Annotated in this window: 15 protein-coding genes and 1 pseudogene; 8 read left to right on the top strand and 8 right to left on the bottom strand. The window is 61.4% G+C overall.

Going from position 1 to position 22,099, the window contains the following annotated elements; translation table 11 throughout:
- The first annotated feature begins 849 nt into the window (after positions 1-849).
- The gene (locus IC232_RS29045; RefSeq protein WP_190848428.1) at positions 850-1,503 is read left to right on the top strand and encodes an outer membrane protein; all 654 of its coding nucleotides are present in this window, start codon (positions 850-852) and stop codon (positions 1,501-1,503) included.
- Positions 1,504-2,373: 870 nt separating this feature from the next.
- Positions 2,374-3,331: pseudogene (locus tag IC232_RS29040) on the top strand (IS630 family transposase).
- On the opposite strand, the gene IC232_RS29035 reads toward IC232_RS29040, so the two are convergent.
- Entirely contained in the window at positions 3,298-3,627 is a 330-nt protein-coding gene (locus tag IC232_RS29035) for a hypothetical protein (RefSeq protein WP_190848427.1), read from the bottom strand. The pseudogene IC232_RS29040 and the gene IC232_RS29035 sit on opposite strands and share 34 nt — an antisense overlap.
- A gap of 463 nt (positions 3,628-4,090) precedes the next feature.
- Between IC232_RS29035 and IC232_RS29030 the strand changes: the two genes are divergently transcribed.
- Together IC232_RS29030 and IC232_RS29025 are read left to right on the top strand one after the other, a co-directional pair.
- A complete protein-coding gene (locus IC232_RS29030) occupies positions 4,091-4,234 on the top strand; it encodes a hypothetical protein (RefSeq protein WP_190848426.1) in 144 nt (47 codons plus the stop codon).
- A 292-nt stretch (positions 4,235-4,526) separates the two neighbouring features.
- Positions 4,527-5,801, top strand: coding sequence for a metallophosphoesterase (locus IC232_RS29025; RefSeq protein ID WP_246812478.1), 1,275 nt, complete (start codon positions 4,527-4,529; stop codon positions 5,799-5,801).
- 430 nt (positions 5,802-6,231) lie between these two features.
- Here the strand turns inward: IC232_RS29025 and IC232_RS29020 are convergent, their stop codons facing one another.
- From IC232_RS29020 to IC232_RS28995, 6 genes are read right to left on the bottom strand one after another with little or no spacing between them, the layout of a single operon-like run.
- Positions 6,232-7,128, bottom strand: coding sequence for a carbohydrate kinase family protein (locus IC232_RS29020; RefSeq protein WP_190848425.1), 897 nt, complete (start codon positions 7,126-7,128; stop codon positions 6,232-6,234).
- Positions 7,125-8,195, bottom strand: coding sequence for an ABC transporter ATP-binding protein (locus IC232_RS29015; protein WP_190848424.1), 1,071 nt, complete (start codon positions 8,193-8,195; stop codon positions 7,125-7,127). Before IC232_RS29015 ends, IC232_RS29020 begins: the two co-directional genes overlap by 4 nt.
- The gene (gene argH, locus IC232_RS29010; protein ID WP_190848423.1) at positions 8,195-9,703 is read right to left on the bottom strand and encodes an argininosuccinate lyase; all 1,509 of its coding nucleotides are present in this window, start codon (positions 9,701-9,703) and stop codon (positions 8,195-8,197) included. The genes IC232_RS29015 and argH overlap by 1 nt, the downstream gene beginning before the upstream one ends.
- 4 nt (positions 9,704-9,707) lie before the next feature.
- A complete protein-coding gene (locus IC232_RS29005) occupies positions 9,708-10,559 on the bottom strand; it encodes a carbohydrate ABC transporter permease (RefSeq protein WP_190848422.1) in 852 nt (283 codons plus the stop codon).
- Positions 10,559-11,485 (bottom strand): carbohydrate ABC transporter permease, encoded by a 927-nt coding sequence (locus IC232_RS29000; protein WP_190848421.1) that lies wholly within the window; start codon positions 11,483-11,485, stop codon positions 10,559-10,561. The genes IC232_RS29005 and IC232_RS29000 overlap by 1 nt, the downstream gene beginning before the upstream one ends.
- Before the next feature lie 24 nt (positions 11,486-11,509).
- The gene (locus tag IC232_RS28995) at positions 11,510-12,775 is read right to left on the bottom strand and encodes an extracellular solute-binding protein (protein ID WP_409564987.1); all 1,266 of its coding nucleotides are present in this window, start codon (positions 12,773-12,775) and stop codon (positions 11,510-11,512) included.
- A gap of 153 nt (positions 12,776-12,928) precedes the next feature.
- On the opposite strand from IC232_RS28995, the gene IC232_RS28990 reads away from it, so the two are divergent.
- The 4 genes from IC232_RS28990 to IC232_RS28975 all read left to right on the top strand — a co-directional run bounded on the left by IC232_RS28990 (position 12,929) and on the right by IC232_RS28975 (position 21,080).
- Positions 12,929-14,182 carry an ROK family transcriptional regulator gene (locus IC232_RS28990; protein WP_190848419.1) on the top strand — a complete coding sequence of 418 codons (1,254 nt, stop codon included), beginning with the start codon at positions 12,929-12,931 and terminating at the stop codon, positions 14,180-14,182.
- Positions 14,172-16,568: a PIG-L family deacetylase gene (locus IC232_RS28985; RefSeq protein WP_409564986.1), complete on the top strand. Its 2,397-nt coding sequence runs from the start codon at positions 14,172-14,174 to the stop codon at positions 16,566-16,568. Before IC232_RS28990 ends, IC232_RS28985 begins: the two co-directional genes overlap by 11 nt.
- 4 nt (positions 16,569-16,572) lie before the next feature.
- On the top strand, positions 16,573-17,466 hold the full coding sequence (locus IC232_RS28980; protein ID WP_190848417.1) for a DMT family transporter: 894 nt from the start codon (positions 16,573-16,575) through the stop codon (positions 17,464-17,466).
- A 557-nt stretch (positions 17,467-18,023) separates the two neighbouring features.
- A complete protein-coding gene (locus tag IC232_RS28975; protein WP_190848416.1) occupies positions 18,024-21,080 on the top strand; it encodes an aminotransferase class III-fold pyridoxal phosphate-dependent enzyme in 3,057 nt (1,018 codons plus the stop codon).
- Positions 21,081-21,111: 31 nt separating this feature from the next.
- Here the strand turns inward: IC232_RS28975 and IC232_RS28970 are convergent, their stop codons facing one another.
- Positions 21,112-21,555 carry an Lrp/AsnC family transcriptional regulator gene (locus IC232_RS28970; protein WP_190848415.1) on the bottom strand — a complete coding sequence of 148 codons (444 nt, stop codon included), beginning with the start codon at positions 21,553-21,555 and terminating at the stop codon, positions 21,112-21,114.
- Positions 21,556-22,099 lie beyond the last annotated feature (544 nt).

Here is a 22,099-nt window from a genome sequence, read left to right as displayed (position 1 = left end):
TGAGCCTGTTGTGCAGGCGGCATAATCATCGTCGGAAGGCTCCGGCGATCAGGAGGTTGGGAAGGGCGCAAGGACGTCAATGCAAAGCCGGTCGAACCGGGAAGCGGGACATCCCACTCGTGCCAGAGCATCTTGGAATGCGAGCTTTTGGTCGGGACCCCTTCGCGGAGGGCATTGTGGCCAGCGGTCATGAGCACCGCACCAACAGGTCGAACACATGGCCGCACCGACCAGCCTTGCAGAAGCGTCAAATAAATCCCTTGCCAACAGGGAGCCGTCCACACATGGCACGCCTCGGTTGTTTGTCTCGTGGCTGCTTAAGCCCCAGGTTCGGACCTTGCTCTGTCGCATGCAGTAGGCTCTGAGGCGGCTCGTCATCGAGCCGCCTCTGGCGGTCAGATTTCAACTTGTTCCGCAATCAGAAGGGCATGAGAGAACCATGACCCGACAGGTGATATCAGCCGAACTGACGGAAAAGGCCGCTCAAAGGGATTGACCAGAACGCCCGGAATAAGAGAACAGTGCCGTGCAACGGCTGGAGGCTGCCGAGTGACACCGTCAATGTATCAAGACTCAGCTTGTGAGCCATGAAAAAGCCCTGCCTTGTGAGGGGCAGGGCTAAGTTCTCCTCGCCTTCGGGTGTCATGCCGAAAACAGAACCAGTACCGCACGCGGCCACTATACTGTCAAATAATACTGAAGTATTAACAGGGGTAGGATGCCCGCATATAAATAAAAATGGCCGAAAAGCGCTCAAATCTTAGCGGTGTTGCGGCTTTGCAATAGCTAGAATTTATTCTTGATTCATACTCCCTCTCCGCGACTCCTCGCACAAGGGATGAATTGCTCATGAAGACACTTCTTCTTGGTCTGCTAACCGCTACGGCAATCACGACCGCCGGTATTTCTGCTGCTTCCGCTGCCGACCTGCCGATGCGCTCCGCTCCTCCGGCTCCGATCATTGCCGCTGCTCCGATCTTCACCTGGACCGGCTTCTACGTCGGTGTGAACGCCGGCTACGGCTGGTCGAACGACGACTTCGACGCGATCGACTTCGCTGATGACGAGGACGACGGCGGCTTCGTCGGCGGCGCCCAGGTGGGCTACAACTACCAGATCGGCTCGTTCGTGGTCGGTCTCGAAGGCGACATCCAGTACGCCGACTTCGGCCGTGAAGGCGCCTTCGACATCGACGGCGACGGCCCCGATGATGGCGTGTTCGAGTCCAGCGACTGGTTCGGCACGGTGCGTGCTCGCGCCGGTGTGGCTTTCGACCGCGCTCTGATCTACGCAACCGGCGGTTTCGCCTTCGCTGACGACTCCACCGGCTGGACCGTGGGTGGTGGCTTGGAGTACGCCTTCACCAACAACTTGTCGGCCAAGATCGAAGGCCTCTACGTCAACCTCGAGAACGACGACGACTTCGATTTCGACGGCTTCGACGGCGAGACCGACTTCGGCGTGATCCGCGCTGGTCTGAACTTCCGCTTCGGCACATACTAAGACCCGTTGCATCTGCGACAGAGAAGGTCTGGGGCAACTCAGGCCTTTCTTTTTGCGGAAGCCGCTGAGCTCTTGCAACCAGGGGCCAGTTGCGCTAGTTACAAAAGCACAGACGCACTCTCGGTGTTTTTCACCCGGAGTGCGATAGCTTTAGGCGCAATGCCCCGGCGAGGTGATCGCGCGAGGCTTTTTACATCCGGCGCCTCGATGTGCTATTCACAAACCGCTGCTTTGGCCCGAGACAAGCGCTAGGGGAGCCGGAAACGGTTTGATTGGACTGCGCCCTTTCTCAGAGCAGCGCTTATACCCGCCGCCTGGTTCGTTCGGATGCGGCTTCTTAGTGACTACTAGTCCTGTTTGGCTCCCGATAAAGCGGAACGGATGGGGTTTCGCCACTAGCTGCAGCAGTAACTCTTAAGTGAGTGCGGCAAAGCGCAATTATCACCGGTTCGTCTCGATGGCTGTGCTAGCTTCAGTTGCTCAGAAGCCTCACCGGAATGGACCTATGCGCATCCTCACCGCCGTCTCGATCCTAGCTCTCAGCTTGGCCTCCCATACAGCACATGCACAAGGGAGAGCAGTAACAGGATCAGCTCCCGGAAAGGCAGCCGAAAAGGTCTACAGCCCTGAAGAGAGTGCTGCTATGGGTGCCGCAGTCCGCAAGAAGGACGAAGCAGCAGCACGTGCCAGGGATGAGCGGCTCAGAAAAGCCACTAGAGGCATCTGCACCGGCTGCTAACCGAGATCAGCCATAACCTCTACGTAGAACAGAGTGCAGCCCAACGGTTAGAGCATCGGACTGAAAGGTAGATTCAAGAGGTTTCAGCCTGGGCTGAAGTGTGATTCTCTTGTGAGAACAGGAGGTGGATCATGACCCAGAGCTTCTCCTTGGATCTGCGCGTGCGGATTGCGGCCTTTGTCGAGGCGGGCCATCCCTGCCGGGCGGCGGCCCGCCACTTCGGGGTCAGTGACAGTTGCGCCATCAAGCTCATGCAGCGCCAGCGGCGCTCTGGCTCACTGGCGCCGGCCCGTCAGGGCCGCCCGCCGGGACGCGGCAAGCTGGTGCCCTATGAGAGCTTCCTGATCCAGACCGTCGAGGCCAAGCCCGCCATCACCATGCCCGAACTTGCCGCTCGGTTGCTTGAGGAACACGGGGTCGTGGCAGCCCCTGCAATGCTCTCGCGCTTCCTGTGCCGGCGTGGCTTCTCATATAAAAAAATCCCTGATGGCGGCGGAGTGCGCACGCGCCGACGTCCGGGATGGGCGTCGCGTCTGGCGCGACCAGCGTCAGCCGCGCATGCGCGAGCAGCCGCACCGCTTGATCTTTCTCGATGAGACGTACGTCAACACCAAGATGACCCGCCTGCGCGGGCGCTCGCGCAAAGGTCAGCGGCTGCGCATGACAGCTCCCTTTGGACACTGGAAAACCCATACCTTTGTGGCCGGGCTGCGGTGCAGCGAGCTGAGCGCGCCCTGGATCATCGATGGTCCGATCACCCGCTTGGCGTTCGAGGCTTACATCGAGACGCAGCTCGCGCCAACGCTGCGCAAAGGCGATGTGGTGATCCTTGACACCCTGGCGGTCCACAGGAGCGAAAAGGCCGCGCTGTGTCTGCAACAGCGAGGCGCCTGGTTCCTGTTCCTGCCGGCTTATTCGCCCGACATGAACCCAATTGAGCAGGCCTTCGCCAAGATTAAATCCCACCTGCGCAAGGCCGAGGCCCGAACGTTCGACGCGCTCTGGCGCGCGCTCGGTGACATCTGCGATTTGTTTGAGCCGCACGAGTGTTGGAACTACCTCAGGGCCGCCGGATATGCGTCCGTGTAAGCGTCCGATGCTCTAGCAGTTGTTCGTTCGATCTCAACGGTATGGCGAGGCAAACGTATTGCCTCCTGATAGGCGCGGTTGATCTCTTCAAAGCTTCGGAGAGATGGACCTGAAGTTCTTACGATGATGGCGCTCAATTGCCTAAATTTGTTGCCAGCCCAATCCTCCACCACAACTGCTAGCGCTTCGCGAAGAGGCAACGTTGCTCTTCCAATTCCTACGAGGCCCTCGCTGACCAGCTGCCGCCGGATATCCAGCAATTCGACGATCTCATCAGAATCGTAGGTTTGAGCCACCGCGACCTCCATGGGACTGGAATCAGAGGCAGCCCATCCGCCACCGGAATGTGGCAAATGAATGCTCAAGCTTGCGGGAGGCTGGAGTCGCTTGAGGTGATAGTCCCAATGCATCAACTTCTACGTTGAAGAGAGCATCGCTGAGAGGCTTGGGCTATTGAGGTAGTTTCTGTGAAGCGCTGTCTGATCGCGTTTCAGCTATCGTCCCTGGATCTCTGTGCCATTTGCTCTCGGGCATCGAGCATGTTGAGAAGCTGTAGAAGCGCCTCTGTAAGCTTCTCGACCTTTTTCTCTAGATCAGTTTCTTCCTTGGTTTGGATAGTAATTAGTCTAATCGAGCCAATCGTGGGCATATTCCGCCTGAGTGCTGCTGTTGCCGCCTAGGAAAATGTTGGCGAGTTCAACGCTCAAAGCCATAGCTCTAAGGTATTCTCCCTTGGACCACGAAGGATATGGCCAGAAGTTGAACATCGTTCGCCGCTTCCCCACCCTGACACTCAGGGAAAACCAGACAGAACTGCAACTCTCCGAAGCCAGGCGCAGTCAGATCTGCATGATGCAGTACGACAACTGGCAGACCATGCGCCGGGATCTCAAGCTGGCGTGATCGGTAAGCTCACCAACATCAGGCCCCCTAACTCAAAACAGGGCAGAGAGATCACATATCGTGTCATTCGTCCCGGTCTCGGAAAGATCAGGCTCATGCCATCGCACGGCGGACTGCGCTGGCCCGAAGACTAGAGCAACTGGGTTATAGAGTGAGCAAGGATTGAAGCTGCTAAAGCAGCGACAATCGCGAGTGCTATCTCGTACGCAATTTCAAGGTAGCTATCTTCAGGCTGTTTCATGGCTGCCAGCCCCGCACTCGGACAGCATAATTACACCCGAACCACTCCAGTATGCCACAGACCCTATACCAAAGAGCCAAGCAGAGAGAGCACAACGCCAAGCGAGGTTCAGCCCGAGAACGGGGCTACAACGGCCGCTGGGAGAAGGCTCGCAAGACCTACCTGATGCGCAGCCCGCAATGTGTGATGTGCGCCAAGGAGAACCGGGTCACCCCTGCTAGGGTAGTAGACCACATCATCCCGCATAAGGTAGACACTGCCCTGTTCTGGGACACGAGCAATTGGCAAGGCCTATGCTTCCCTCACCACAACAGCACAAAGCAGAGGGAAGAGCGCAGTAGGTTTCAGGCTGTAGGTGCGTCGCAATACCATCTCTGGAGCCGCCTTTCGTCAGGATCCGTCTTCTCGCCCGAGTTTCCCCGCGCGCTGGTTCTTGTGTTCAACTGGGCGTTCGGGGCGATCCTGCTGCTGGCGATGATGCAGGTCGCGCTCGACCTAGCGGGGCTCATGACGCGGCTGGTTCGCCCCGGCGGCTGGGCCACACCGGACGGCGTGCGCTACGCGGCCGCGATTGCGGCCATGCTGCTGTCGGCGCTGGGCGTCTATAGCCGCCTGTTTCCCAAGGAGTGGACGCAAGCGGTGGTCGAGAGATCCAACTCGCTAGGCGTCGACCTGATCGTGGTCACCGGCGACCTGATCGATGGATCGTTCGGCGCACGGCAGGCCGATGTGGAGCCTCTCCGCGGACTGCATGCCAGGGACGGCGTGTGGGTCATTCCCGGCAACCACGAGTATTTCTTCGATTACGGCCGGTGGATGCGCCATTACGCCAGCTTAGGGATGCGCGTGCTGGCCAATGACCATGCGGTTCTCAAGCGCGGAGATGGGGAGCTAGTGCTGGTCGGCGTCACTGATCTGTCGGCGTCTGGGAGCAAATACCCAGCACCCGATCTTGCCGCCGCTGTTGCAGGTGCGCCGTCGGACGCGCCGATCCTGCTACTCGATCACCAGCCGAGGAACGCCGCAAAGGCAGCCGCATGGGGTGTGGCGCTGCAACTGTCCGGGCATACCCACGGCGGCATGATCCTTGGGCTGGATCGGTTGGTCGCGCGTGGCAATAACGGGTTCGTCTCAGGCCCCTACACCGTCGGCGGCATGACGCTCTACGTGAACAACGGCACCGGACTTTGGCCCGGCTTCGCGCTGCGGCTCGGGCGCCCCTCCGAACTGACGCGCATCACCCTCCGGCGCGCGCCGGGGGACGGACGACTCGAGCCTGCGACGGTCTCAGGCAGGCGGCCGCGCGCCTCAGTCACCTCAGGTTGACCGCACGACGACAACGCCCTCCAGCGGCATGGCAGCTATTGGCAGATTTCGTTGAAAAACTCCCGGGCGCTGCCGGGTCCGTCTATTACTAGCGTCAGAGCACCAGGTCAGGACCAGCATTCTTTATGCCAGCAACGCGAAAACTGGCACTTGCGGACTTTTTCAACAGTATCGGCACTCCTGAGACGTAATCGCTTGGTCCGCTTTGGAGGTCATGAGCCGACGTTCGTTGGGCGACCAGAAGGTGAAAGATTGAACCAAACCAGACCTACAGTGTCCTGGCAGCAACTCCTCAGCCAACAGTCTGTCCCGCCGGCACTGTCCTGCGCCGCACGAAGCTGCGACGGTGCCGACCTATACGTCAATGCCCGGCTTGTAGCCAATTACCAACCTGGCTGCGTCACAACAGGTAATGTTTGCGTTAAGCCGATCAGGACATGCGTGGTGGGACACCGCCTGCGGATTGAACAGACAATCCCCCCGCTTCGATTCCAGCCACCAAACTTCTCTCGAGGTCTGAGGTGCTGAGCCAGGAGTGCAGAAAGCCAGCATTAAAGGCATCACCCGCTCCTGTTGTATCAACCACATTCACCCTAAGCGCTTCAGCAGAGACGCAGGTCGATCCACAGGCGGCCATGGCACCGCGCTCGCCGCGCTTGAGCACCACCAATGGAAACCTCTCCCGCAGGCTCCCCAGGATCGCATCGTCCGCGCTCTCTCCAGTCAGCGCCTTTCCCTCCTCGACGTTCGGGAGCAGCAGGTCGATACTTGCGCAGATCTCGAAGAAGTCCGAGTCGCGGTGGATCAGTTCATCGTCCCAACTCGGGTCAAGGGAGATCGTCAGGCCAAAACTGCGAGCCAAAGCGATCACCTCCGGAGTATCCTTGAGAGTGGCGAATTCCGCGATGTGCAGATGGGCGACACCATCGGCCGAGAGAGCCTGTTCCAGCGTCGCTGGACGGGACCCACCGGCACGTCGGGACACGAAGGCTCTTTCCCCATTTTTGACCAGAGCCACCGTCGGCTGGGGGCCGGCGTCAGGTGACCGCTCGACGAACGACAGGTCTATCCCGCTGGCTTCAAGTTCCGGGTTCAGGCTGTGCGACAGTGGGTCCGTACCGAGGCGGGTGAGGAGGGCGGTCGGTCGCCCAAGGGAGACGAGATGCGCTGCCGTGATATAGGCGCCACCGCCGGCTGCGATGGTCACGCTCTCCGAAAACCTTTCGCGGCCTAGCGTCGGCATGTCATGCAGACCCGTGAAGATAATGTCACAATAAGTCCGCCCAAGACATAAGACCTTGCTGCGCTCGGTGGACGTTCCGGTCATCGGGCTGCCAGTGCTTTCTCGGTAGCTTTGTCGAAATAATAGAGGCGCTCTGCCGGCGCATGGAGGGTCAGATGCTCGCCGATCCGGGGGATCTGCCGACCCGGTGCGGAGCCAATGATGGTTTGGCCCGCGCCCTCGATGTGCACCAGCGTTTCCGAGCCGAGGGTTTCCACGACGGCCACCGTGCCCGACACGGTCAGCCCCGGCACGCCCTGGCTGCTTGGGACAAGATCCTGTGGGCGTGCCCCAACCAAGATGTCTGCAGTGGTTGCCGTTGCGGGCGGAACCTGCACTGACCCGCCGAGTGATAGATCCGCTCCGCCGTCGCGCAGGGATGCCGGTAGCAGGTTCATCGTCGGGCTGCCAATAAAGCGGGCGGTGAATACATCAACCGGGTTCTCGTAGAGCTCAAGGGGCGTGCCCACCTGCAGGATCTTGCCGTCGCGCATGACCACAATTCGGTCGGCCATGGTCATAGCCTCGACCTGATCGTGCGTGACGAACACCGAGGTCGTGCCGAGCCTGTGGTGGAGCCGTTTGATCTCGATCCGCATCTGGGTACGCAATTGAGCGTCGAGATTGGAAAGGGGCTCGTCAAACAGGAATGCAGCGGGGTCCCGCACCATCGCCCGGCCGATGGCGACGCGCTGGCGCTGGCCGCCCGATAGCGCTGAGGGGCGGCGATCGAGGAGCTGGGAAAGGCCGAGGGTTTCGGCAGCCTGCTCGACGCGCTGACGTTTCTCGCTCTTTGAGAGGTTGGAGCGATAGAGGCCGAAGGCAATATTTTCCGCGACTGTCACGTGCGGATAAATGGCATAGTTCTGGAACACCATGGCGATATTCCGATCCTTGGGCTCAAGATCGTTGATGACACGCCCGTCGATCCGGATCTCGCCGCCGCTAATTTCCTCAAGCCCGGCGATCATCCTGAGCGTCGTCGACTTGCCGCAGCCCGAAGGGCCCACGAGGACGACGAATTCGCCGTCGCGGACCGATAGATCGATGCCGTGGACCACAGTCGTATGCCCGTAGCGTTTGATGAGGCGATCGAGGTCAATGGTCGCCATTACTGGGCTCCCAGAAGTGCTGTAAAACGGGATTGAAGGTCATGTGCAGAGGTCTGCTCGCGCTGCGCCGCGTTCTGCATGCGTGTGCGAACGCCGGATATCTCATCATTGTAGGCGGCGATGGCCTGGGAGAGCGCCCCAGGCGCCGGTCCACCGAACCGGTCGCGTACAGCGACGAAGTTCTCGGGCGAAACAATCTTAGCAAAGTCATCCTTGTCGATGTTCGCCGGACGTCCAGTGCAGTGCTCAAAAGCCTTTTGGAAGGCCTCGTAACCGTCGCTTCCGATGTCACCCTCAATGGCCACGACGGCGCGAGCGACGGCTGCCGCAATCTCGTGGGCCTCGCGGAACGAAAGCCCCTCACGACGGACGAGGCTGTCGGCGAGCTCGGTCACCGTAATGCAACTGCGGCGGATGTTCTGACGGACCCGGTCAGCATTGATGCGTAGCGCCGGGATCAGTGCCGTGAGCAAGTCGAGCACGCGCCCGCCGCTCTTGAAGGCACCGTATCCAAAGCCTTGGCTCTCGCCCTCGCTGTCGTTCATGTCGGTGAACGGCGTGTTGTGCATGATCGTGAGCATGGCCTGCGCCCGCCCGACCGTCTGGGAGGCGAGGTGGCGCATGTGCTCGATAGGTACCGGGTTGCGTTTCTGTGGCATGATCGAGCTGATCTGCACGAAGGCGTTTGGCACATAGACTTGGCCGACTTCGAAGCTCGTCCAGAACTGCAGGTCTTGGATGAAGCGGCCGAGATGTAGGAAGACCAGCTCGATGGCCGAATAGGTCGAGGTGATGTAGTCGATGGAGGCGATGCAGCCATAGGAGTTCTGCAGGGGACGGCTGAAGCCGAGAAGTCGCGCCATCAGGTCTCTGTCGATGGGAAAGCCGCTCGTGGTGATGGCGGCGGCTCCCATCGGGCTGCGGTCCACAATGTCACGAGCCGCCTCCAGTCGCGCGATGTCGCGCAGCAGCGTCTCCAGCACCGCCGCGAGATAGTGTCCAAAGACGGTCGGCTGCGCCGGCTGGCCGTGGGTATAAGCAACGATGAGCGTGCCGCTCTCCGACTCGGCGACCGACGCCAGGGTCTCGGCAAGGCGGACGAGACGCTCCAGCAGGGGATCGATCCGATGCTTGAGACCGAGCTTGAACAGGGTGTGATCGATGTCGTTGCGCGAGCGCGCCGTGTGAAGTCGACCCGCCAGATCCGGTCCGAGCCGCGCACGCAACTCCTTTTCAATTAGGAAGAAGAAATCCTCGACTTCTCCTGTGTAGGTGAGGGTGCTGACCTCCACCTCACGGTCGATCGCCTTAAGTGCCTGGGCAATCGAACGGGCCTGCTCGAGGGTCAGGATGCCGGTCTCATGCAGCATCACGAGATGAGCCCTGTCGATCAGACGGAAGCCCTCGACGTGATGATCCTTCGCGCCGTCGAAGAGCGGGCGCAGAACGGTTTCCTTGTAGACCGGGTTGGGAAATACGGAGCTATCGTTGTAGGAGCCTGCAGTCATCGACTCAGCCTTTCAGCCCGGCGAGCATGACGCCGCGGACGATGTAACGCTGGAGGAACAGGAAGATGATAAGGGTAGGAAGGGTAGCGATGCTTGCGCCCGTCATGATCTTCTCCCATTGGATCGACTGCTCGACCGCAAAGCTGGAGAGCCCGACGGGCAGGGTGTAGAGTTCGGCGCTCGTGGTCACGATGAGAGGCCAGAAGAACGCCGTCCAATTGCCGAGGAAGGTGAAGATGGCGAGTGCCGAGAGGGCCGGAGTGACCAGCGGCATCGCGATCTTCCACCAGATGGTGAACTCGTTGAGCCCGTCGATCCTCGCCGCCTCCAGGAAATCGTCTGGCACGCCCTCGAAAAACTGCTTCATCAGGAAGGTGCCAAACGCCGTCATCATCCCTGGGAACATGATACCCCAATAGCTGTCGATCCAGCCGAACTGGCTCGCCATCAGATACCAGGGCAGGACCAGCATCTCGGTCGGGATCATCAGGGTGGACAGGATCGCAATGAAGACGACGTAGCGGCCGCGGAAGCGGAACTTCGCCAGCGTATAGCCCACCAAGCTGTCGAAGAACACGTTCGACAAGGTGACGATCACCGCCACGATGGTCGAGTTCACGAGCCAGCGGGTGAAGCGCCCGTCACCGAGGATCTCGATGTAGTTGTCGAGGGTCGGCGTCTCGGGGATCACGCGCAGGTCATAGACCTGCGAGGCATCCTTCAGGGAGGTAGAGAGCATGAAGAGCAGGGGCGTCACCATGATGACGCCGCCGATGAACAGGAGCGTCCACGCAAGGATCCGGCCCGGCCGGATATGGGGCATCACAAGGCCCGGTGGGGATGCGGCGGCTTTCATCAGCGGTCTCTCATGAGGCGCAACTGAACGAGGGAGATCACGAGAAGGATCACGAACAGCACCACGGTCTGCGCAGCCGCATATCCCATCTCATAGGAGCTGAAGGCAGTCTGGTAGATCATCAGCACCAGGGGCTTGGTGGAGTTCAGCGGCCCGCCGGGATCGTTCGTGTTGATGTTGTAGACTTGGTCGAAAATGCGAAGGAAGCCGATGGACGAGAAAACGACCAGAAACACCAGGGTCGGCTTCAGCAGCGGCAGGGTGATCTTGCGCAGGATCGCGCCTTCAGGAAGGCCATCGATGCGCGCGGCTTCGTAATAGGTGACGGGAATAGCCCTGAGCCCCGCCAGGAAGATGATGATCTGGAAGCCTAGGCCTGCCCAGACCGCGGGCGCAAGCACGGCCGGCAGCGCCTGCGTGGTCGAACGCAGGAACGGCTGCTGCGGGATGCCGAGGCTGGAGAGAACGTCGTTGATCACACCGATGGGAACGGGCTGGTAGAACCAGCGCCAGACCCAGGCCATCGCCGCTGCGGTCGTAAGGAAGGGCAGGAAGTACAGCGCGCGGATGAAGGAGTGCATGAACCGCACGCGGTCGAGGTAGTAGGCCACCACGAAGGAGATCAGCAGGCTGATCGGTGTGCCGAGGATCAGGTACAGGAAGGTGTTGCGGAACACCTGCCAGAACAGCGGATCCCCGAGCAGCCTCCCGTAGTTCTCTAGCCCGACGAAGGCGGCAGGCTTGGTGATCGTCCAATCCGTCACCGACAGGTAGAAGGCCTGGAAGGTCGGCCAGAAGCGGATCACCACATAGAAGACGAGCGGAACCGCGAGAAAGCTCCATGCCCAGATCACCTGTTTCTGGCCGAGGCTCCTCCTCGACCAGAGGCCGCCTCTGGCGGCCTCCCGATGTGCGACTGCGGACATGCGCTGAATCCTCGCGGGCGTCGGCTAGCGCTTCGCGCGGTCGATGATCGCCTGCTCGGCTTCAGCCGCCTTGGCGAGTGAGGTCCTCGGATCCTCGCCACCGATTAGAACACGGTTGGCCATGTCAATGGCCACCTGACGCTGGGCTGCCTCGTCCTTGAACAGCGTCGTATGCGAATACTCCAGACCCTTGAGGAAGGGACCATAGATCGGGTGTGAAATGTTTTCAGGGGTCAGAGCCGCAGTGCGGCGCGCCGGCAACTCGCCCACAACCTCCAACCAGACCTTCATGGCCTCGGGGGAGGACACATATTTCAGGAACTTCTCGGCCGCCGCCAGCTTCTCGCCTTCCGCCTTCGTGGTGATGGCGTTGGCGAAGTAGCTCGCGTAGTTGCTGCGTACGCCTTGGGCGTTGGCGGGAAGCTCGGTCACACCCCATTCGAAGGCCTTGATCGTGCCGAAGGAGCCGAGGCGGAAGGTGCCGTCGATGGTCATGGCCGCGAGGCCTGCGCGGAAGGCGGCTTGTCCCTCGTCCATGAAGCCGGCTTGGCCGACCTTAAGTTTCTTCTGCAAGTCCGTATAGAAGGTGAGCGCCTTCAGACCGGCCTCGTCGTTATAGCCGACTTTGGTGTCGTTCTCCGTGTAGGGAACGCCGCCGAACTGGCGGATCAGCACCTCGCGCCACCACTGATGGTCTTGGCCGCCCATGTCCAGCGTCATTCCGGCGGAGACGATGTTGCCGCTGCCGTCGCGCTTCACGGTCTTCTCGGCGGCAGCCACAAGCTCGTCGATTGTCTTGGGTGGGTTGTTGGGATCAAGGCCCGCGTCCTTGAACGCCTTCTTGTTGTAGAAGAGGGCGAGGGAGCGCACGGCGGTCGGCAGGCCGTAGTAGTCGTTGCCGCGCTTCATGGCGCTCACAATCGGGAAGAAGTCGCGCTCGATTTCAGCCGACGGGAAGGCCTCTGCGCGCAAAGGGCGGATCATCTTGCCGGCGATGAAGTTGTCGGTCCAGCCGTAGAAGAGTTGCACCACGTCCGGCCCCTGGCCAGCGAGGATCGCGGCAGCCACCTTAGTCTGGTAGTCCGCATAGGGGAAGGTGGTCTGCTTCACCTTGATGTCCGGGTTCGCCTCCTGGAACTTGGTGATCAGCTGGTTCATCGCCTTGACGCGGGTGTCAAACACATACTGCCAGTATTCGATCTCGACGGCCTTGGCGCCGGTAGAGGCCAGGGTGGCGAAGCCCAAGGCAACGCTCGCGAGCATATGACCGAAACGCATGTCCCTCTCCATTCTTGCTGGCGCTGAGCGCCGGTCCTTCGCTGGTGCCGGCCCTCAGACCGATCCACCTTCAAGGCTCCCTTAGAGTTAACAGACTGTCAATAAGATAATTCACTTGAGTTATTCCGCGCAGCGGATCATCGTTACAGCTTGGAGAGTTTGGAGATGTCGAAGAGATCCAAGGCCGGGGTACGCTCGACTATCGGCAGCAATCCGGAGCGCAACCGCTCCCACAACCGCCGCGTGGTGCTCGACGTCGTGCGCCAGCTCGGCCCCGTCGGGCGCACCGAGATCTCGCGCCATGCGCATCTGAGCACCCAAGCCGTCTCGAACATCGTCGAGGACCTCGTTGCAGACGGCCTTCTCGTCAAAACCGGTCGGCTCAGGGCAGGGCGGGGTCTCCCGCCGATCCAGTTCGCCGTCAATCCGAACGGCGGCATGACGGCCGGCATTGAGATCGCGGCGGATCACGTCTCCACCCTTCTCGTGGACGTCGGCGGGCGCATCCGCGCACATCGCACGGTTCCAATCCGGCACAACGATCCCGACTCGGTGCTGCCCGTCGTCAAAGCGGAAATCGAGGCGGCGCAGGCCGGTCTTAGGGCGCCCGTGCCTCAGCTCCTCGGGGTCGGGGTTGTGATGCCGGGGCCGTTCAATGTCGAGGGCATGACCTCCGTCGGTCCGACGACCCTGTCGGGATGGCTGGACTTCGATGCGGTCGCCGGCATCGGGCGCATGCTGAATGTGCCGATCACCCTGGAAAACGACGCCACCGCCGCCGCCGTCGGCGAGCGCCTGCACGGGGCAGCGAGAAAACTCAAGAACTTCTGCCTGATCTATTTCGGGCAGGGCCTCGGCCTTGGCATCATGATCGACGGGCAGCCCTATCGCGGAGCGAACGGCAACGCGGGCGAGATCGGGCACGTGCTGGTGCAGAAGGGGGGGCATCGCTGCTCCTGCGGGCAGCATGGCTGCCTCGAGGCCTATGCGTCGATCCAGGCCCTTGCTGAGAAGCTGGCTGCGGCGGGAGTCGAGGGCGTCGACTATGAACGGCTCGAGCAGCTGCATCGCCAACGGCATCCGGTGGTCGAGGCGTGGGTTAGTGAAGCGGCCTCCTATCTCGCGCCGCAGATTGCGATGCTAGAAAACCTCTTCGACCCCGAAGCCATCGTGATCGGCGGCGCACTGCCACCAGGCCTGTTGGAGGATCTCGCGCGGGCCATGCAGCCACTGCCCCTCTCCGTCGCACGCCGCAGGAACCGCAGCGAGGCGAGGCTCATCCAGGGCCGAACCGGCCGGCTCACTGCAGCGCTCGGTGCCGCGGCCCTGCCTCTTCTAGAAACGATGACGCCCCGGCTCGACACCGCCCATGCTGCCAAGCGCGAACAAACGAACGAGGAGATGTCCATTGCCGGATGACCACAGCCGCCTTGCCGGCGCAGTTCACCAGCCGACTTTGGTCCGCCTTCACCGCGCCCTCAGCCGATTGCGCTCGGTGGTCACCGTGATGAACACCGGGGCTCATCCGGACGATGAGATTAACGGCATGCTCGCAGCCCTGCGCTTTGCCTATGGCATGCGGGTTGTGGTGGCCTGCTCCACACGGGGCGAGGGCGGCCAGAATGCCCTGGGGCCGGAGCGAGGCGCCGTTCTCGGCGTTCTGCGCACTGCGGAGATGGAAGAGGCCGCCCGCCGCATGGATGCGGATGTGGCGTGGCTCGGCCATGGCCCCGACGACCCGGTCTATGATTTCGGTTTTTCGAAGAACGGTGACGACACGCTCCACCGCTGGGGCGAGGAGCGCATCGCCGAGCGCCTCGTGCGTGCCTATCGCCGCTACCGTCCGGACATCGTCATCCCCACTTTCCTGGACGTGCCGGGCCAGCACGGCCACCATCGCGCCATGACCCGCGCCGCCGAGACGGCGCTCGGGCTTGCCGCCGATCCTTCCGCCTTTCCGGAACATGCCGCCTCCGGCCTCGCGCCCTGGCAGGTGTCCAAATATTACCTCCCGGCCTGGTCGGGTGCAGGCTATGCCTATGACGACGAGGTGCCTCCGCCGCCGGCGACGCTCAGCCTCGAGGTTGCCAGCGGTGACGAGGTGACTGGGCTCGCCTATAAGCAGCTCGGCGAGTGGTCGCGCTCTGCGCACGCCTCCCAGGGCATGGGCGTGTGGCGCGACAACCCGGTCGACCGATGGAGCCTGCATCTGAAGGTCCGGGCCGGCGGCGAGGCCGGGCCCGAGAACGACATCCGTGCTCATGTGCTCGCAACCCTCGCCGACATTGCAGTCATGCCCGGCGTGACCAAGTCAGCATCAGCAGCCCTGCAAGAGGCGCAGGCGCAGATCGACGCCGCGCTAGCCGCCTTCCCCAGTCGCGCCCGCATTGTCGAGGCGCTCGTCGGTGCGGCACGACGGATCGAAGGGGCTCGCGCCGAATTGGACAAAGAGGCGGCGGACAAGGTTGGGCATCGCCTCGACCGGAAGCTGCGGGAGATCGATGCGGCTCTCTTCGAGGCCAGCGTCAACACGGCACGCGCCGTTTTCTCCGGACCGGTGCAGCCCGGTGCGCGGATGGCGTTGCAAATGCATTTCGACGCGCAGGAGCTCTCGGACGTCGCGGTGATCCCGCGCCTTCCCGAAGGCTTCGATGCCGTCGCGATGCACGAGGAACGCGGATATGTGCAGGTTGATATCGCAATTCCTTCATCAGCCCCCCACACTGGAAACTATTCGAAAGCTTATGATTCATTGGGTGGCAACGGCGAGGGAGGCGGTCGCCTCTCGGGCAGGGTCGGCGGGCGCAGGATCGAGGTCGATCTCGACCCGGAGGAGCCCCTGAGGATTGGACCGCTGCAACCCATGTCCCTCGATCCGGCAATGGTGCTCATCAAGGCCAGAGAGCCAGCCCCTGGCATTCGAGTGCAGTCTATCGGAGCCGAGCCGAGCGATTGGCAGGTGCCTGCGGGCTGGATCGTTCGCAAGGAAGGGAGTGACTGGGTTGTCCTTCCGCCCCGGGAGCTCCGTCCCGGCGTCACGACGCTCGTTCCTGTCGTGGATGGCAGGCCTGCGAGTTCGCTCCAGACTATCAGCTATCCTCACATCAGACCGACATCCTTCATTGCGCCGGCGGAGCTGAAGGTTCTGTCGCTTGACATCGCTCTTCCGGCGGGTGCCCGCATCGGCTATGTGGGCGGCGGGAGCGACAACGTCGGTGTTCAGATGCGCCGTCTTGGCCTTGACGTGACGGACCTCGGCGAGGCGGAGCTGAAGGCGGGCGCCCTCTCCACCTTCACCACTATCGTTGTCGGCATCTTCGCCTTCGGTCTCAGACGCGATCTCCAGATGGCCACAGAGCGGCTGCATCGTTTCGTGGAGGAGGGCGGCCATCTGGTGACGCTCTACCATCGCCCCACCGATGCGTGGGATCCCGCCGCCACGCCGCCACGCCGCCTCGTTATCGGATCGCCCTCGCTGCGCTGGCGCGTCACCGATCCCGCCGCTCCCATGAGGGTCTTGATGCCGGATCACACCCTGATGACCTCTCCGAATCGCATCGACGCCGGCGACTGGCAGGGTTGGGACAAGGAGAGGGGGCTCTACTTCGCGGCGGAGTACGATGCCGCCTACGAGGAGCTGCTAGCCCTGAATGATCCGGGCGAGAACCCGCTCAAGGGCTCCCTGATCTCCGCTCGCATCGGGCGCGGGCGGCACACCCATGTGTCGCTCGTGCTGCACCACCAGCTCGACAAGCTGGTTCCCGGCGCGTTCCGGCTGCTCGCCAACCTCGTTCAGCCTGCCTGAGCTCATGGTGGTCGAAGCTGAAAGCCGATCTTCTGGCTCCGCAGTCTCCCTATGGAGCAGCGCGGGATGGCTGCTGCTCGACATGAGCTTGGTCACGATCATGCAGGCCATGGTCAAGGCGAAGGGCGACACCTATCCGGCAATCCAGCTCGTCTTCCTGCGCTCCCTCGTCGGGTTCCTGGCCGTGGCGCCGCTTATGTGGCGCCACCGTGCCAAGCTGGCGAACCTGTCGAACATCCGCGGCCATCTTGTGCGCGTTGCCTTCAACTCCACAGCGCTCACCTGCAACTTCGCAGCCTTCGCGGCCCTCCCGCTCGCCCTCGTCACTGCTATTGGCTACACCCGCCCCCTGATCCTGCTGGCGATGGCGGCAGGCCTGCTCGGGGAGAGGGTGAGCCGGATCCGCTATGCGCTTACGGCCGTAGGTTTCATCGGAGTCGTCGTCATGCTGCGGCCCGACGAGATCCCCTGGAATGCCGGGCTGCTCGCGGCCTTTGGCTCCGTGTTCTTCGGCGCGCTGTCCGTGGTGCAGACGCGACGCCTTGCGGGCGAGGACACGGTTGTTCTGATGCTCTTCTACACGGTGGGCCTCACACTCCTGACATCGGTTCCGGCGGCCCTCGTCTGGGTGCCGATCCCATGGGCTGAGGCACCGAGCATCATCCTGATCGGGATCCTAGCCCAGATCGGACAATACTGCTGGCTCCAAGCCTATCAAAAGCAGGAGGCGCGGCTTCTGGCGCCCATCGGGTATCTTTCCATCATCTTCTCGGGTTTCGCAGGCTGGCTCTTCTTTGATGAGGTTCCATCATTGTCGCTAAGCCTCGGCGCAGCCATCGTCGTGCTGACCATGGTACTAGTAACACCCGTCGAGCAATGGCTTAAGAACAGGGTGTAAAGGCAACGCCTGACGGACGTCTAAGACATCAACACAATGTCAACTTTTGGCGCCAGGCGGAAGTAGGCCAAATGTCCGAAACGGCGCGGAGCAGCAAACATTTCTAAGGCGCCGGCAATTTTCCTAGATGACCCAGCACATACTTTCCCTGGGCTAATCCCCGCGCCTAGCTAACACCGGGATCATCTCCGCGAAATTCACGAAAACGGTGTTTACCTGAAGCAGGGTGGGTCGGGGCGCGACCGTGAGCTGTTCGCCCAGTTGCAGTCCAACCGGCAACGCAGGCGGGTTGCCGGTAGTGCTCGCAGAGTTCCGAGAGGCCTGTCGGTGGGGCAGGCTGCGGTCCATCTCTTCGAGGGAAAGTTGGTTTTGAGTAGAGCTCATTAGACACGATGGCGGTCAAGTTGAGCAAAGTGCCGGCCTATCGCCGAATCCTGCATCTCGACCGCCGATTTGGAGGGGGCTAACGTGACTTCGACCGTGTTGCGACCGAGAACGCTGCTCTCACTTCAGGGAATGTCGAGTTTGTGAGCAGAATCGTGAAGAAGGAAGTGGAAATGCCAGAGACATCGCCGGTAAGTCCCGTCCAGTTGGCCAGCGAAACATTGTGGGCAAACGTGCTCTTGGAGCACTATGGCATCCCAGCCTCTCTCGTCCCATTGGACGGGGAATATGACTTGAATTTCGCCGTGCATCAGGATGGAAGGAGAACCCATGTCCTGAAGGTGATGCGGCCCGGATGCGAGAGCTCTCTCATCGAGGTGCAATGCAGGGCTCTTAACCATATTGAGACGCACGCTCCGGAGGTCGTTGTTCCCCGTGTTGTGAAGGCGCATGACGGATCGCACTTAGTATCGGTCCGCGATCAGGATGGTGAGGAGCGGTTGGTCTGGCTCATCACGAACCTGCCTGGCCGAGTCTACGCGGAAACCAGCCCACAACCGCCTTCCCTGTTGCGCGAGATCGGAGCCACCCTAGCAAAGATGGATCGGGCTCTCGAAGGCTTCGCTCATCCTGCTCTCGGACGCGAGATCAAATGGGATCTTCGCCGATCGGGTTGGGTTCGCCATGCTATAGGTTGGATCGATGGTGACGGTAGGCGGGAGATCGTCGAGCGGATCATCTCCGAATTCGAGGGTAACCTGCTAGGGCGACTTACTGCACTCCCCACCACCGCGATCCATAACGACATCAACGATTACAATATACTCGTGGATACTAGCACGGGAGAGCCGCAGCTCTCGGGTATCATCGACTTCGGTGACATGATCGATTCCCCAGCCGTTGCGGAACTCGCAATCGCCGGGGCGTATGCGGTTCTCGGCCAGGAGCGGCCCATTGCGGCCCTTGCAGCGCTCGTTGCTGGGTACGACGGCGTCCGTCCACTGAGCGATGAAGAACTCGCCTTGATCTATCCACTTGTCCTGACGCGCCTTGCCGTGAGCGTCACGAACTCTGCCATCGTCAAGCGGGAGAAGCCGGACGATCCGTATGTCACGGTGTCCGAGCAGCCGGCCTGGAACTTCCTTGAGACGAATTCCAGCCTTCCTCCCGATTGGGTCCTCGCATCCCTTCGCGTGTCGTGCGGACGTGCCGGACATCCCCGTGCCGATGCGGTGATGAGGTGGATCGCAAGCCACCGGGGTCGGTTCGCCCCTATGTTCGGCCGGAGCCTCGACGGAATTCCGGTCATCGACCTGAGCGTTGCCAGTCCCGCATCCCCCCGCAACCCATTCGACCTAGATCCCGACGAACTGGACAATGCAGTCGCGGAAGCGATGGGAGACGCTGACATCGGACTCGGCCGATATGGTGAGCCGCGTCTCATCTATACAGGGCCTGAGTTCAGGAAGGCTCCCTATGCGGGATCCCACAGACGCACCCTTCACATCGCCGTGGACGTGTTCATCAATGCCGGCACGGAAGTCCGAGCACCCCTCGACAGCGTCGTGCATGCCGTTGAACTCCGCACCTCGCCGCTCGACTATGGCGGCGTCGCGGTCCTGGAGCACACGACGCCGGGCGGCGACAGGTTCTACACGCTCTACGGTCACCTGGCCGCAGACGTCGTCACACGTCTTACGCCCGGACAGTCCGTGGTCTCCGGGGAGGTCATCGCACTCATCGGCGATCGGGCAGAGAACGGCGGCTGGACTCCTCATGTCCACTTCCAGCTCGGCCTGACCACACTAGGTCGCGGAGCGGATTGGCCGGGCGTCGCCGATCCAGACGAGGCCGCCGGATGGATGGAACTGTTCCCCAACGGGGCGGCACTCCTGAACCTAGCCGATGAGGATACCGCCGCTGTCACCATCGCGACTGAAACCGTCCTGCCCCAGCGCAAGAAGCGCTTCGCGGACAACCTGAAGCTCTCCTATCGTGCGCCGCTCACCTTGCTTCGCGGATATCGGCAGTTCCTGTTCGACCAGTATGGCCGGACCTACCTCGACGGTTACAACAACGTGCCGCATGTGGGCCACTGCCACCCGCGGATCGTCGCTGCGGCAGCGCGGCAGAACCGACTGCTCAATACCAACACCAGGTATCTGCACCCGACGCAGGTCGAGTATGCGGAGGCGCTGACATCGCGGCTCCCCAATGAGCTGAGCGTCTGCTTCTTCGTGAACTCAGGGAGTGAGGCGAACGAACTCGCCCTGCGGCTTGCGCGGGCCCACACTGGGGCCGTCGACACGATCGTGATGGACGCAGGCTACCACGGCAACACCAACACGGCGATCGACATCAGTCCGTACAAGTTCAATGGTCCCGGGGGATGGGGAGCGCCGGACTGGGTTGAAGTTGTGCCTGTCGCCGATCCCTACCGTGGTCCGTACAAGGGAAGCGATCCGGAAGCCGGACGCAAATATGCCAATCATGTCCATACCGCCGTTGAACGGATCCAGGCACGTGACCGGAGGGTCGCGGCCTTCATCTGCGAGATATTCCCAAGCGTTGGTGGGCAGCTTATCCCGCCACCGGGCTACTATCGTCATGCATACGAGGCCGTCCGGTCGGCGGGGGGCGTGTGCATCGCCGACGAGGTGCAGACCGGACTCGGTCGCATCGGCACCCATCAATGGGGTTTTGAGACGCAAGGCGTCGTGCCCGACATCGTCGTACTGGGTAAGCCAATCGGAAACGGGCACCCGATCGGCGCAGTGATCACGACCCCCGCAATTGCCGCCTCATTCGCCAACGGGATGGAGTTCTTCAGCACTTTCGGTGGGAGCACGCTTGCTTGCGTGATTGGCCGCGAGGTCCTTCGCGTCGTTGACGAGGAGGGCCTTCAGGCAAATGCCTTGGATGTCGGCACGTTCATGCTGGACGGACTGCGCGGGCTTCAGGACGACTACGTGGTGATCGGTGACGTCCGGGGATCCGGCCTATTCATGGGCGTGGAATTGGTCAAGGATCGCGACACCCTGGAGCCGGCGCAAAAGGCGGCTTCGTATATCGTGAACCGCCTTCGCGAGCATCGCATCCTGATCGGGACCGACGGCCCGTTCGACAATGTTCTGAAGATCAGGCCACCCCTCTGCTTTACCCGCGAGGACGCGTCCTATCTCTTGCATCGTCTGGCCGCGGTGCTGCGGGAGGAACCCTGCCGCATCTAGGAATGGGATAATACAACCGACGGATGAGCGTCTAGGAGAATACGGTTCTGAAGTTGGTTGATAGAACCATGTGGGTTCGAACGTCGGCGACCCCAGAAATGGTTGAAACCTGATCCCGAACTTTGTTGAGGGTTTCAATCGCGTCGGCGGCGACATCCAGGACGAGGTCGATATCGCCAGCCACGGACCGGCATTGAATGACCTCGTCAATCTGCCGAATGGCATCCACAATGTCGTAGCCGGGCGTCTTGTCGAGTTTCACGAGCAGGACAGCCTGGTTCGGCCTCGCCGAGATGCTGGATGAAAGGATGGCACAATACCCTTGAATGAAGCCATCCCGCTCCAGACGCCGAAGTCGAGCAGTCAAGGTGCTGCGGGACAGGCCAACGGCACTAGCCAGTTGTTTCAAGGGTTCGCGACCTGAACGTGCCAGGATCTTGAGGATCTGGCGGTCGGATTCATCGAGAGACGTCATGATGTTGCTCTAGCTCTGGTAGTACAAGAGGCATTCAATCTAACAGCCAAGTCATTTGATTAAGCCGAATAAATCAAGTGACAGCGATCACCAGAGCGTGTCCAAATGCATTTCCATTGAGTGCGAAGGCGCTTGGGCCGGTTTCCGACTGCGCGGTCATACAGACAGTCACCATGGCGGCCGGAATTCCGCCCACGCATGCGGGGTTTGGCTGCATACCAAATTTGTCACGGGGCTTATTGGCAAGCCTCGGCTAACAGGCGGTGTCCTAATGGCATTATTTGATGGACGCAGAAATGCTGCTGTCCCCAGATCTGGTCGATCAGACCACCTAGGCATTCACCGGCGGGCCGAGAAAAGTGGGATGTCGGCTCTTGATGCTGTGGACGGCTCCCACCCAGCGGTGAGGTAGCATGGCTGCTTCGAGCAGCCAGGAGCCCAGGAGCAGCCCATGAGCACGGTCACCACCATTGGTCTGGACATCGCCAAGTCCGTCTACAGGTGCACGGCATCAGCGCCACCGGAGAGGTGCTGATCCGGCGTC

The sequence above is a fragment of the Microvirga sp. genome (genome assembly GCF_014699075.1).
In the GTDB taxonomy this organism is placed as follows: domain Bacteria; phylum Pseudomonadota; class Alphaproteobacteria; order Rhizobiales; family Beijerinckiaceae; genus Microvirga.
This window is presented reverse-complemented; position numbering and strand designations above follow the sequence as displayed.